General features: G+C 74.3%; 8 protein-coding genes. 7 read left to right on the forward strand and 1 reads right to left on the reverse strand.

From position 1 onward, the window contains the following. Window positions 1-107: 107 nt before the first annotated feature. The 5 genes from B5557_RS36295 to B5557_RS36315 all read left to right on the forward strand — a co-directional run bounded on the left by B5557_RS36295 (window position 108) and on the right by B5557_RS36315 (window position 8,857). The gene (locus tag B5557_RS36295) at window positions 108-746 is read left to right on the forward strand and encodes a GNAT family N-acetyltransferase (protein ID WP_079663458.1); all 639 of its coding nucleotides are present in this window, start codon (window positions 108-110) and stop codon (window positions 744-746) included. 96 nt (window positions 747-842) lie between these two features. Then, the gene (cbiE, locus tag B5557_RS36300) at window positions 843-2,066 is read left to right on the forward strand and encodes a precorrin-6y C5,15-methyltransferase (decarboxylating) subunit CbiE (protein ID WP_079663459.1); all 1,224 of its coding nucleotides are present in this window, start codon (window positions 843-845) and stop codon (window positions 2,064-2,066) included. 359 nt (window positions 2,067-2,425) lie between these two features. Continuing rightward, entirely contained in the window at window positions 2,426-6,580 is a 4,155-nt protein-coding gene (gene cobT / locus B5557_RS36305; protein WP_079663460.1) for a nicotinate-nucleotide--dimethylbenzimidazole phosphoribosyltransferase, read from the forward strand. Window positions 6,581-6,742: 162 nt separating this feature from the next. Then, entirely contained in the window at window positions 6,743-7,975 is a 1,233-nt protein-coding gene (gene cobA, locus B5557_RS36310; RefSeq protein WP_079663461.1) for a uroporphyrinogen-III C-methyltransferase, read from the forward strand. A gap of 63 nt (window positions 7,976-8,038) precedes the next feature. Next, a complete protein-coding gene (locus B5557_RS36315) occupies window positions 8,039-8,857 on the forward strand; it encodes a TrmH family RNA methyltransferase (RefSeq protein ID WP_079663462.1) in 819 nt (272 codons plus the stop codon). Between the two features lie 11 nt (window positions 8,858-8,868). Here B5557_RS36315 and B5557_RS36320 read toward each other — a convergent pair whose 3' ends face one another. Then, the gene (locus B5557_RS36320) at window positions 8,869-10,272 is read right to left on the reverse strand and encodes a serine/threonine-protein kinase (protein WP_079663463.1); all 1,404 of its coding nucleotides are present in this window, start codon (window positions 10,270-10,272) and stop codon (window positions 8,869-8,871) included. Window positions 10,273-10,840: 568 nt separating this feature from the next. Between B5557_RS36320 and B5557_RS36325 the strand changes: the two genes are divergently transcribed. Continuing rightward, window positions 10,841-11,035, forward strand: a complete 195-nt coding sequence (locus tag B5557_RS36325; RefSeq protein ID WP_079663464.1) for a hypothetical protein — start codon at window positions 10,841-10,843, stop codon at window positions 11,033-11,035. 204 nt (window positions 11,036-11,239) lie between these two features. Next, window positions 11,240-12,175 (forward strand): phosphotransferase family protein, encoded by a 936-nt coding sequence (locus B5557_RS36330; protein ID WP_079663465.1) that lies wholly within the window; start codon window positions 11,240-11,242, stop codon window positions 12,173-12,175. Window positions 12,176-12,224: the final 49 nt, after the last annotated feature.

Consider the following 12,224-nt stretch of genomic DNA (forward strand, 5'->3'; position numbering starts at 1 on the left):
CCCGTGGTGCGGTGCGGTGCTCACATGCTGCATGCTGGGCAGTTCAGCAGGCCCTGACGGCCCAGCAGGTCGGGCCCTGACGGTTTCGAAGGCTACGGAGCGGCTTCATGACGAGCACCTTCCCCACCATCTCCATCAGCACGGAGCGGTTGGTGCTGCGTCCCCTCGACGAGGACGACGCGCCCGCCCTGGCCGACATGATGAACGACGAACAGGTAGGGGCGTGGACCGCCGTGCCCCAGCCCTACAGCGAGGCCGCGGCCCGCCGTTGGATCACCGAGTACGCGCCCACCGAACGCAGCGCGGGCCGCGGCCTCGACCTCGCCGTCACCGAGTTCCTCACCCAGCGCCTGGTCGGCATAGTCCAACTCGCCAAGACCAACTGGCATGTCCGCTCCACCGAGCTGTCGTACATCATCGCCCCCTGGGCGCGTGGCGAGGGCTACGCCTCCGAGGCGGCGCTGGCCACCGCGCAATGGCTGCTCACCGACCAGAAGTTCGAGCGCATCGAGCTGCGCACCGCCGCCGACAACACCGCCTCCCAGCAGGTCGCCCAGAAGATCGGCTGCATCAGCGAGGGCGTGCTGCGCGGCGCCTGTATAGCCCGCGCCCGCGCCGAGGACGGCACCTGGACCGAGGTGCGCACCGACTACATCGTGTGGAGCCTGCTCCCGGAGGACCTGGAGGGACCCGGCGACCACTTCGCGGAGAGCGGCGGCTACCCCTCCTACAGCGACTGGAACTGAACCCGGGGCCCGTGCGGGCGCCCCCGTCCGGCCCTGCCGACCAGGTACCCTCACGGAGCCCGCTACCAGCGTGAACCCCCGGGGAGACTGACGACGATGGCCGACCGCGTCACGGTGATCGGCTGGGACGGCTCGCCACTGACCGCCGCGGCCCGCTCGGCCCTGGGCGCCGCCACACTGGTGGCCGGCGCCGCCCACCATCTGGCACTGCCCGAGGTGCCGCCCGCGGCGGAACGCGTCCGGCTCGGCAGCGTCGCCCTCGCCGCCCGCCGCATCGCCGGCCACCGCGGCACCGCGGTCGTCCTCGCCGACGGCGACCCGGGCTTCTTCGGCGTCGTACGCACCCTGCGCGCACCCGAGTTCGGCCTGGAGGTGGAGGTAGTCCCGGCCGTCTCCGCCGTCGCCGCCGCCTTCGCCCGGGCCGGCATGCCCTGGGACGACGCCCAGGTCGTCGTCGCCCACCGGCGCACCCTGCGCCGCGCGGTGAACGTGTGCCGCGCCCACACCAAGGTCGCCGTTCTCACCTCCCCGGGCGCCGGCCCCGCCGAGCTCGGCCTGCTCATGGAGGGCGTGCTCCGCACCTTCGTGGTCTGCGAGGAACTCGGCACCACCCGCGAACAGGTCAGCGTCGTCACCTCCGACAAGGCCGCCGACCACACCTGGCGCGACCCCAACGTCGTCATCGTGATCGGCGGCCCGACCGGACCGGTCGTCTCCGGCGACAGCGGCTGGATCGCCGGCCGCGACCCGGGCGCCGGCCCGCGCGGCTGGGCTCTGCCGGGCGAGGCGTACGGCGGCGGACTCGGCGAGGGGGAGGCGGAGCTGCTGCGCGCGGGCCAACTCGCCCGGCTCGGCCCGCGGGTCGGCGACCTCGTATGGGACATCGGCTGCGGCAGCGGCGCCTTCGCGACCGAGGCGGCGCGGGCGGGCGCCGCCGTCATCGCCGTCGACCGTGCCCTGGACGCGTGCGGCCGCACCGACGCCTCCGCGCGCCGCCACGGCGTCCAACTGCAGATCGTCCACGGCACCGCCCCGCACGTCCTGGAGAACCTGCCCGAGCCGGACGTCGTCCGGGTCGGCGGCGGGGGAGCGGCCGTGGTCTCCGCGGTCGCCGACCGCCGCCCGCAGCGCATCGTCACCCATGCGGCGACCCGCGACGCGGCCGAACGCGTGGGCCGCGACCTGTCCGAGCACGGCTACCGCGTCGAATGCGCCCTCGTCCAGTCCGTCGAACTCGACACACGGGCCTGGACGGAAACAGAACGGAGCGTCGCGTTCCTGCTCACCGGAGAAATTCTGCGGCGTGAAGCGCCTCGCTGAGGGGTGGTCCGTGATCCTGTTGTCGTACCGCGCGCGGTAGGCTGGCCGATCGTCGTACCGCTTCCGTTCACCCGGCGCTTCGTCGGTCAATGTCCGGAAAACACATCCCTTTTGGGGGGTGTGTGGTACGGCAGCACCGGAGGGCGCGCAACGTGGCGCAGTCCACAGCGGAGCGTCGCGGATCAAACTGTCGCGACGCGTCGACGGCCGGGACAATGCCACTGAATGGCTTTGTCGCTTTTTCGGGCGGGTCGTACGTGCCGCTGGGCACGGACGCTCGTTCTTCACTACGGGGCGGTCGGTGCGCCGCTCCGGGTGAGCCGGCCGCAGAAGCACTAACCGATGGGCGAGGGGTACGCATGACCGACACCGGCCAGGTCCCGGGCGAGGGGCTGCCGGAGAACGCAGGCATGGTGGAGCAGCCGGGCGCCTCCGCGCATGGTGCGTACACCTACCTCTCCGAGAGCACCGCCGAGGACGAAGACCTGTTGCTGCTGCCGGGTGCCCAGAGCGCGTGGGGCAACGAGGTGGCGCCGCCCGCCCCTGAGCCGGTGGTCGAGGCGGTGCACGAGCCGGGTCCGCACGAGACCTCCGGCCGCGACAGCGGGTCGGTCGACCTCAGCGCCGTCCGCCTCCCCGGCCCGTCGACGCCCCAGTCGGCCCCGCGCCGCCCCCTGCACCTCGGCCCGCCGATCCCCGACGCCTCGGCCAGCCCGGTCCGCTCCCTCGCCGATCGCGGCCCCGCGGGCGCGCCGGTGCGACAGCCCGGCCCGGCCGCTTCCGGTCCCGAGTACCTCGACGTCCCGCCCGTGCGGGAGATGCCGCAGGGCGCGGCCCCTTGGGGCGCCGCCCAGGCCACGGCCCAGGCGCCCGCCCAGGCCCAGGTCGCTCCCGGCGTGAGGACTGCGGAAACGGTTGCTCCGACAGTGGCGGTCACGGAACCGCAGCAGGTCGAGCCGATGGGCGTGGCCCAGGCGGTCGTGGCCCGCGTGGCGACCGAGGCGATCGCCGCGACCGCCCCGGAGGGGAGCGACGCCGACGCCCACGGCGCCCAGGCCGCGCCCGCCGCCGAGACGTACGGAGTCGTCGACCCCGGTCAGGTGTTCGGGGCCGCGATGATGGCGGAGACCGAGCAGGTTCCCGTCGGTGCGGTCGTGGAGGCCGGGCAGGACGCTGCCGACGTCCCCGTCTCGGGCGACGACCGAACGCCGGACGCCCCCGTCGCGCCGGCGGACGAGCCCGCCGTCGCCGCCGTCGCCGAACAGCCGGTGGAGGCGGCACAGGCGGCACAGGCGGTACCGGAGGCGCCGGAGGCAGTGGAGGCCCCGGCCGTCGCCCCCGAAACCGAGCAGACGGCTGAGCCGGTCGCGGCCGAGCCGGTCGAGCCGGTCGCGGTCGAGGCGGCCGCGGTCGAGCCGGCGGTGACCCAGTCGGCCGAGGCGGCAGAAACGGCCGAAGCGGCGGAGTCGACCGAAGCGGTGGAGCCGGGCGAAGCGGTGGGGGCGGCCGAGCCGGTGGCGGTTGCCGGGACGAACCCCGTGGAGGCGCCCGTCTCCGAGGCGACCGAGGCCGAGGCGGCTCAGCCACAGCCGCAGGAGCCCGACACGAGCGTCGATGCGAGCGCCGGCGCCGCGCCGGCCCCGGAGACGCCCATGGCAGAGCCGGTTTCGGTTCCGGCGTCGGCGTCGGTGCCGGATCCGGCCGTTGACGCCGTCGTCACACCGCAGGCCGTTTCCGAGGCCCCCGTTCCCGAACCGGTCGTGGCCCCCGAGACCGACCCCGCCCCCGAGCCCACGCCCGAAGCCGTTCAGGCTTCCGAGGCCGTGGCGATCGTGACGCCTGAGACGACGGAACCGGCGGCCCCCGTGGCGGAAGCGCCCGCCGCCGAGGCCGAGGCCCAGGCCCCCGCGCCCGGACCGGAGGTCTCCGCCGCCCCCGAGGGCATGCAGTTCATCGACGCGCCCGTCGCCCCCGCCGAGTCGGCCGCCCAACAGGCGGAGCCCGAGCCGACACCGCAGCCGGAGCCGGAGCCGGAACCGCAGCCCGGACCGGAGCCGGAAGTGGAGGCCGTCAGCGAGCCTCCCGCCGAGCCCGTCCAAGCCACGGACACCGTGTCTCACACCCCGGATGCCGTCGCCCCGGGAACGGCCCCGCCGCCGGAGCCCGCACCCGAGACCGCGCCCCCCGTTGCCCAGCCCCAGCCCGAGCCCGCCCTCGCCGCAACCGATGCGAAGCCGGAACCACAGCCGCAAGCACAGCCGGAGCAGCAGGCCGTGACGGAGACGGCGGCGCCGCCCGTCGAGGCACTCCCCGTGGAGGCCACTCCCGCCCCGCCGGTTGCCGCTCCCCAGGACGTCCAGCCGGAGAACCAGCCCCCGGCCGACCAGCCGGCCCAACCGGACCAGTCCTTGGGCCAGTTCGTGCCGGTCGAGGGCGCGCAGCTCCCCACGCAGGAACAGCCGGCCCCCGAGATGTCGCCGGTCCCCGAGGCGGTCGCGGAACAGCAACAGGCCGCCGAACCGGCCGCCGTGCCCTCCACCGTCACGGGCCCCACCGTCACTGGACCCACCGTCACGGGCCCCACCGTCACTGGACCCACCGTCATGGTCCCCGCCCCGCGCGGCGCCGACCAGGCTTCCGCCCCGGTGACCCCGGACACGGAGCGCGCGACCGACATCATCGACCCCGATGTCGCACAGAGCCCGGAGGACCTGGACACCAGGGCCGCCGACCAGGAAGAGAGCCCGGCCGCTGCAGTGGAAGAAGCTCGAGAGTCCACCGGCCCCGCCGCGCCCGCGTACGACGACGCCGAGCGCGAGGCCGTCCTGAAGGTCATGCGGGAGCGCCGGGACATCCGCAACGGCTTCCGCAGTGACCCGATCCCGCACGAGGTGCTGTTGCGCGTCCTGGAGGCCGCCCACACCGCGCCCTCGGTCGGCCACTCGCAGCCCTGGGACTTCGTCGTGATCCGCTCGGCCGACACCCGGCGCGCCATGCACGAACTGGCGACGCGTCAGCGCGACGCGTACGCGCTGTCCCTGCCCAAGGGCCGGGCCAAGCAGTTCAAGGAACTCAAGATCGAGGCCATCCTCGAGACGCCGGTGAACATCGTCGTCACCGCCGACCCGACCCGTGGCGGCCGCCACACCCTGGGCCGGCACACGCAGCCGCAGATGGCGCCGTACTCCTCCGCGCTCGCGGTCGAGAACCTGTGGCTCGCCGCCCGCGCCGAGGGCCTGGGCGTCGGCTGGGTCAGCTTCTTCGACGAGCGCGAGATGGTCCGTGCGCTGGGCCTGCCCGAGCACCTCGAAGTGGTCGCCTACCTGTGCGTCGGCTACGTCGACGAGTTCCCGGACGAGCCCGAGCTGATGCAGGCGGGCTGGGCGAAGCGGCGCCCGCTGTCGTGGGTGGTCCACGAGGAGACGTACGGCCGTCGCGCGCTGCCCGGCGAGGACCCGCACGACCTGCTCGCCGAGACCGTCGCCAGTGTCCGCCCGCTGGACGCCAAGGCGCTCGGCGAGGCCTGGGAGCGGCAGAAGCGCATGACGAAGCCGGCCGGGGCGCTCGGCATGCTGGAGATCATCTCCGCGCAGCTGTCCGGCCTGTCCCGGCAGTGCCCGCCACCGATCCCGGAGCCCGCGGCCGTCGCGATCTTCGCCGGCGACCACGGGGTGCACGCCCAGGGCGTCACCCCCTGGCCGCAGGAGGTGACGGCCCAGATGGTCGCCAACTTCCTCGGCGGCGGCGCGGTCTGCAACGCGTTCGCCTCCCAGGTGGGCGCCGAGGTCTGCGTCGTGGACGTGGGCGTGGCCGCCGACCTCCCGGCGACCCCCGGCCTGCTGCCCCGCAAGGTCCGCGCGGGCACGTCCGACATGACCACCGGCCCCGCGATGACCCGCGAGGAGGCCAAGCAGGCCATCGAGGTCGGCATCGAGACGGCCCGTGACCTGGTGGCGGCCGGCAACAAGGCGCTCCTCACGGGCGAGATGGGCATCGCGAACACGACCGCGTCCGCGGCCCTCATCTCGGTCTTCACGGGTGCCGACCCGGCCGAGGTCACCGGCCGCGGCACCGGAATCAACGACGAGACCCTCGCCCGCAAGACCGAGGTCGTCCGCCGCGCCCTGGACTTCCACCAGCCGGACCCGGCCGACCCGATCGGCGTCCTGGCCGCGATCGGCGGCTTCGAACACGCGGCGATGGTCGGCCTCCTCCTCGGCGGCGCGTCCCTGCGTACGCCGGTGATCCTGGACGGCGTCAGCGCCGGCGCCGCCGCGCTGGTCGCGCGCGCCATCGCCCCCGAGGTGCTGGCGGCCTGCATCGCCGGCCACCGCAGCGCCGAGCCCGGCCATGTGGCCGCCCTGAACAAGCTCGGCCTGCGCCCCCTGGTCGACCTCGACCTCCGCCTCGGTGAGGGCACCGGCGCCCTGCTGGCCCTGCCCCTGGTCCAGAGCACGGCCCGCGCCATGCACGAGGTGGCGACGTTCGACTCGGCGGGGGTGACCGAGAAGTAGGACCCGCCGGGCCCCGGCCCTGGACGCGGAGGTCGGCGGGCCCGCGCCCCTGCGCGGCCCCCGGCCCCGCCGTACCCTGAGCCCACCTCTAAAATCCGCACGTCAGGGCCGCTCCAGAGCCGCAGCGCCCCCCGCCCTTGCTCGTACGAGGAGCCGCACCTCATGGCCGAACACCCCGCCTACCCCGTAGGCCTCCGCCTCACCGGCCGCAGGGTCGTCGTCCTCGGCGGCGGCCAGGTGGCCCAGCGCCGCCTCCCCGCACTGATCGCGGCAGGCGCCGACATCCACCTCGTATCCCCGCAGGCGACCCCCTCCGTCGAGGCGATGGCCGACGCGGCGGAGATCACCTGGCACAAGCGCCCCTACGCCGAAGGCGACTTGGCGGACGCCTGGTACGCCCTCATCGCCACCAGCGACCAGGAGGCGAACACCCGGGCCTCGGCCGAAGCGGAGCGAAGCCGCGTCTGGTGTGTCCGCTCGGACGACGCCGACCGGGCCACCGCGTGGACCCCGGCCACCGGACACAGCGAGGGCGTCACGGTCGCCGTCCTGACCACCGACGCCCGTGGCCGCGACCCCCGCCACACCGCGGCCATCCGCGACGCGGTCGTCGAGGGCCTGCGCGACGGCACCCTCGTCGCCCCCCACCACCGCACCCGCACCCCCGGCGTCGCCCTGGTCGGCGGCGGCCCGGGCGACCCGGACCTGATCACGGTCCGCGGCCGCCGACTGCTCGCCGAGGCGGACGTCGTCATCGCCGACCGGCTCGGCCCGCGCGACCTGCTCGCCGAACTCCCGCCGCACGTCCAGGTGATCGACGCGGCGAAGATCCCCTACGGCCGCTACATGGCCCAGGAGGCCATCAACAACGCGCTGATCGAGCACGCCAAGCAGGGCAAGTCGGTCGTCCGGCTCAAGGGCGGCGACCCGTATGTCTTCGGCCGTGGCATGGAGGAGCTCCAGGCCCTCGCCGAGGCCGGGATCGCCTGCACGGTCGTCCCCGGCATCTCCAGTTCGATCTCCGTGCCGGGCGCGGCCGGCATCCCCGTCACCCACCGGGGCGTCGCCCATGAGTTCACCGTGGTCAGCGGGCATGTCGCCCCCGACGACGAGCGTTCCCTGGTCGACTGGCCGTCCCTGGCGAAGCTCACGGGCACCCTGGTGATCCTCATGGGAGTCGACAAGATCGGGAAGATCGCCGAGACGCTCGTCGCGCACGGCAAGTCGCCCGACACCCCGGTAGCCCTTGTCCAGGAGGGCACGACGGCAGCCCAGCGCCGCGTCGACGCGACGCTCGCGACGGTCGCGGAGACGGTCCGCGCCCAGGAGGTCAAGCCGCCGGCGGTCATCGTCATCGGCGCGGTCGTGACCGTCGGCCCCCGGACATTCGAGTAACCGCGGGTAACACAACCGTTCCGAGCCGTTGGCACCACACCCAGGACAAGGCAGTATCACCCTGTGGCCGATCTCATCACCGTTGAGGACCCCGACGACCCGCGCCTGCGCGACTACACCGGCCTGACCGATGTCGAGCTGCGCCGCAAGCGCGAGCCCGCCGAGGGCCTGTTCATCGCCGAGGGCGAGAAAGTCATCCGCCGGGCCAAGGACGCCGGGTACGAGATGCGCTCGATGCTGCTCTCCGCGAAGTGGGTCGATGTCATGCGTGACGTCATCGACGAGCTCCCGGCGCCGGTGTACGCCGTCAGCCCGGAGCTCGCCGAACGCGTCACCGGCTATCACGTCCACCGCGGCGCGCTGGCCTCCATGCAGCGCAAACCGCTGCCCACCGCCGCCGAACTCCTGCAGAGCGCCCGCCGGGTAGTCGTCATGGAGTCGGTCAACGACCACACCAACATCGGCGCGATCTTCCGCTCGGCCGCCGCCCTCGGCATGGACGCCGTCCTGCTCTCACCGGACTGCGCCGACCCCCTGTACCGCCGCAGCGTGAAGGTCTCGATGGGCGCGGTCTTCTCCGTCCCGTACGCCCGCCTGGACACCTGGCCCAAGGGGCTGGACTCGGTCCGCGAGGCCGGCTTCGCGCTTCTCGCCCTCACCCCGGACGAGAAGGCCCGCAGCCTCGACGAGGCCGCCCCGCACACGATGGACAGGGTCGCCCTCATGCTGGGCGCGGAGGGCGACGGTCTCTCCACCCAGGCCCTGGTCGCCGCCGACGAATGGGTCCGCATCCCGATGTCCCACGGCGTGGACTCCCTCAACGTGGGCGCGGCGGCAGCGGTCGCCTTCTACGCGGTGGCGACGGGCCGCCCGCAGACATAGCCCACAGGCCCTCAGTCCCCCAGCGGACCGCCGACCCCCGAGCCCGGACGGACATGCTGCTGCTCGTGCCCCAGTCCCTGGCCCTGTCCCTGCCGTACGACGTCGTTGTCCCCGCCGAGCCCGCGCGCCGGTCCCTCGCAGCCCTGGACGAGGGCGATCCCGAGCGCGACGAGCAGGGTCACCACGACGAAGACGAACAGCCGCTGACGCAGCAGACGCGGGTTGGCGGGCCGTCGTCCGGTGCCCGTGGTCCTCGGCCCCTGCCGTCCGGCCCCGCCACGGGGCGCCGGCCGGCTGCCGCTGCCGGGACGGGTGGGCCGGGAGCCGGGAGCCGGCCGCGCGCCGGACCGTGACGACGAGCCGCGCTCACCGCCGCCACCGCGCGGGCCGCCGGTCCCGCGAGCGGGAGCCCCGCCCCGGGAAGGGACCGCACCGCGCGAGGACGGCACTCCGTTTCGCGGCGGGGGAGTGCGCGGCCCGCTCGGCTGGCGCAGCGTGCGCTCCGGGTGACCGGGGTCGGAGAGCCGTCCGGTGGGACGGTCCGCCTCGGCCGCCCGCGGCACCGCCGGCCGCGCTTCCGACAAACCCTGCGACTCCCGGGTAGCGATCTCCTTGAGCCGCAGGGAGAGATCGAGGGTGCTGGGCCGCTCCTCGGGATCCTTCGCCAGACAGGCCCGCACCAGCGGGGCCAGCGCGTCCGGAACGCCGTGCAGCTGCGGCTCCTCGTGCACCACGCGGTACAGCATGACCTCGGAACTGCCGTGCCCGAAGGGCGAGTCGGCCGTCGAGGCGTACGCGAGCGTCGCGCCGAGCGAGAACACGTCGGTGGCCGGGGTGACCAGAGCCCCGCGCACCTGCTCCGGCGCGAGGAACCCGGGGGAGCCGACCGCCGTGCCGACGTGCGTCAGCGTGGAGGCGCCCGTCGCCCAGGCGATGCCGAAGTCGATGATCCGCGGGCCCTTGGGGGAGAGCAGGATGTTGGAGGGCTTCAGGTCGCGGTGCACGACCCCGGCCTCGTGCACGGCGACGAGGCCCTCCGACAGCGCGGCCCCGATGGAGGCGAGCTCGGCGGCCCCGAGCGGCCCCTCGTCGTTGACCTTGTCGTGGAGCGAGGGCCCGGGCACGTACTGCGTGGCGAACCACGGCCGGTCGGCGTCCAGGTCCGCCGCGACCAGCCGTGCCGTGCACCCGCCCCGGATCCGCCGCGCCGCCGAGACCTCGCGCGCGAACCGCGACCGGAACTCCTGGTCCTCCGCCAGATCGGGCCGGATCACCTTCAGCGCGACCCGCTGCCCCTTCTTGTCGGAGCCCAGGTAGACGACGCCCATCCCGCCCGCTCCGAGCCGCCGGTGAAGCCTGAACGAGCCGACGACGCGCGGGTCCTCGCGCCTCAGGCGCATCATCGCCATGTTCATCCCCGCTGCCCGGTCCGTTTGACGTGGCACAGCTTACGTTTCCACGGCCGTCGGCGCGCAGAGGCCGCGCCCTCTCGTCCCGACCGATTGTCCGTGCCCGGCGGGGGACGTGAAAGGCGGTCAGGAGGCCTGCCGACAGGCCCACTTCGGCTCTTCGTGGACGTCAACCACGTGTGACAGAAGGGTGGTTGAACCGATGAAGGGTGACCGTGCCGAGAGGGCCGCCGACGCCGGTGACGTGATGCGGACCTACGGAGGGACGGCCGGCGGAGCGGGCCGCCGGGGGGCCATGGCGGCACGGCGAAGGGCGGTGGAAGTGAGCGAAGTCACTCCCTGATCGGGCACCCTTCCGGGAAGACCCCGAGACCTAGGACCTGGTCTCCACCCAGGGGAGTACTCCGCAGGTCACGGCTCATCCTCCGGGAGGCCCGGCAATCGATACGAAGGCATGACGACCAGCTGCCGCCACCCGCCTAGATTTGAGGTCAAGCGGCGGGTGCAGCACTCGTCCCCCGAGGTCAGACACCCGCCGCTGCCAACGACAACTGATCAGGTCAGGAGAGGGACCATGGCCCACACGGCACCGCGGACGATGATCCGCACGCAGGGACGCACCACGCGCCCCCGCCGCACGGGTCGCCGCCACCCCCTGGTGGCGACGCTGATGGCCCTTCCCCTGGCGGTCCTGCTCCTCGTCGTCTTCGACGGCTGGGAGACAGTGGCCACACAGGCGTCGTCCGTGGGAGTGATGCTGGGGCGCTGAGCGGCGACCCCAGGCCCGGAAGAGCGGTCCGGGCGGGGACATCCACCCATGAAACCCCGTGGGGACGGGGGTGCGGCGGACGGCAAATAATGCAGGCGCAGCTGGGGAGCTGCGCCTGCATTGCTTTTCCCGGACGCGCGATCGCCGACGGTCCCGCCTGCGTACCCTCGCGAGGAGACCGCACGCCGTCGTCCAGGGAGCCCCGTGACCGCCCACCCCCTGCTCACCGAGCTCACGTTCCGAGCCGGAGCGCAGGCTCACGAAACCGACGCGGCCTGCCCGTGCGGCGCGGCCACCCTCGCCGACCGCCCCGACGCCACCGTCGTCCGGCACGCCGGCACGGTCGCGAAGGCGCACGCCCCCGGCACCGAGCCGGCCGACCTCGCCCCCCGCCTCGCCATGGCCGCCCGCCTTCCCGACGTCCTTCTCCCTCCGCTGGCGCCGACCCCGGCCCTACTCCACGGCAGACTCGTCACGTTCTGGCCGTACGGCGCCCCGGTGGACCCGGACGACCCGGACGCGGCGCCCTGGGAAGCCGCGGGCGCCCTGCTCGCCCGCCTCCATCGCACACCGGCCCCCGTCGCCCTCCCTCCGATGCGCGGCCCCGCCAAGGCCGCGCATGCCGTGGCCCGGCTGCGCGCGGCCGGACCCCATCCCGCCGTCGCCCCCGTCCTGAACGCCTGGCGTGCGCTGCCCGCCTGGGCCCGCGCCGAGGCCCCCATGCCCGACGCGACCACGCTCTGCCACGGCGATCTCCACCTCGGCCAGCTCGTCCGCCATCCCGCTCCCGACGGCCCCTGGCGCCTGATCGACGTCGACGACCTGGGCGTCGGCGCCCCGGCCTGGGACCTCGCCCGCCCCGCCGCCTGGTACGCCTGCGGGCTGCTGCCGCCCGACGAGTGGACCCGCTTCCTGACCGCGTACCGCGACGGGTCCGGGCCCGCGGTCCCCGGGACCGGCGACCCCTGGCCCGCCCTCGACGTCCCGGCCCGCGCACTCACTGTCCAGACCGCCGCACGCGCTGTCACCAAGTCGGTGGCGCGGGGGCGGCCGCTGGACGAGGTGGAGCGGTGTCTGATCGACGCCTGTGCCCGAATGGACTGCGAACCCCCGCAGTTGGAGACAGGCTTCGCGAAGTAGGGTGCAACCGACCGCGGCCGGACAGTGTCTGTCCTGGCGATACGCGAAA

The sequence above is a fragment of the Streptomyces sp. 3214.6 genome (assembly GCF_900129855.1).
Taxonomy (GTDB): Bacteria; Actinomycetota; Actinomycetes; order Streptomycetales; family Streptomycetaceae; genus Streptomyces; species Streptomyces soliscabiei.

Coding starts and splice junctions, on each gene's coding strand:
- cobA (WP_079663461.1), top strand. CDS start 6,743: ATGGCCGAACACCCCGCCTACCCCGTAGGCCTCCGCCTCACCGGCCGC.
- cbiE (WP_079663459.1), top strand. CDS start 843: ATGGCCGACCGCGTCACGGTGATCGGCTGGGACGGCTCGCCACTGACC.
- B5557_RS36295 (WP_079663458.1), top strand. CDS start 108: ATGACGAGCACCTTCCCCACCATCTCCATCAGCACGGAGCGGTTGGTG.
- B5557_RS36320 (WP_079663463.1), bottom strand. CDS start 10,272: ATGAACATGGCGATGATGCGCCTGAGGCGCGAGGACCCGCGCGTCGTC.
- B5557_RS36325 (WP_079663464.1), top strand. CDS start 10,841: ATGGCCCACACGGCACCGCGGACGATGATCCGCACGCAGGGACGCACC.
- cobT (WP_079663460.1), top strand. CDS start 2,426: ATGACCGACACCGGCCAGGTCCCGGGCGAGGGGCTGCCGGAGAACGCA.